The organism is Kitasatospora nipponensis, assembly GCF_039528135.1.
Taxonomy (GTDB): domain Bacteria; phylum Actinomycetota; class Actinomycetes; order Streptomycetales; family Streptomycetaceae; genus Kitasatospora; species Kitasatospora nipponensis.
The window spans coordinates 1-743 of sequence record NZ_BAAALF010000677.1; the positions used below are offsets into that span (position 1 = coordinate 1).

At 64.6% G+C, this 743-nt stretch carries 1 protein-coding gene; it reads right to left on the reverse strand.

Going from position 1 to position 743, the window contains the following annotated elements; genetic code table 11:
* Positions 1–743 (reverse strand): non-reducing end alpha-L-arabinofuranosidase family hydrolase (locus tag ABD323_RS42665; RefSeq protein ID WP_344447428.1); only part of this gene is annotated, 743 nt, incomplete at both ends.

Here is a 743-nt window from a genome sequence, read left to right on the forward strand (position 1 = left end):
CGTAGGGGCCGCCCGCGTTGGGGGCCTTGCCCTGGTAGAGGAGCTGGAGGTTGCAGGGGTCGATGGTCATGGTCTGGTCGGGGTTGTTGCGGACCAGGTCGCCGTGGCTGATGTCGTTGGTCCAGGTGGCGCCGCTGTTGGCCTTGCCGGCGAAGGGGTTGCTCTCGGTGTCGGCCTGCGGTGTCCACGTGCCGTCCAGGCTGGTGGCCGTGAACGAGCGGAAGTAGCGACCGTACCCTGTGTAATTCTGGGCCTCGACGATCATGAGGTACTGGTTCTGACCCTGGACCTTGTAGACCTCCGGTGCCTCGAACAGGTTGAGCGGCGTGTCGCTCATGATCTTCGTGAAAGAACCGAAGGTGCCCGGGAAGTTGCCGATGGGCATGCTGGCGCGGTAGATGCCGCCTTCGTCGTCGGCGAAGAACATGTACATGTTCGTGCTGTCGCCGATGAGGGTCACGTCGAGGGGGCCCCCCTTCGGGAGGGTGCCCGTGAACAGCTCCTGCTGCGCGGACCAGCCGTTGGGGTTGGTGGGGTCGCTCGAGGTGCGGTAGCCGAAGCTGTATGGCCAAGCCCCGTTGTAAGCGAGCACCCAGAGGTTCTTCGGGGCGAAGTAGAACAGCGTCGGCGCGATGCCGTCGAAGGGAATCGTGTTCTGGGTGGCGGTGGCCAGGTCGGACCAGTTCGTGAAGGGACTGAAGGTCGTCAGTCCCCAGCGCCCGTCGTTACCGGCGAGGGTGTTG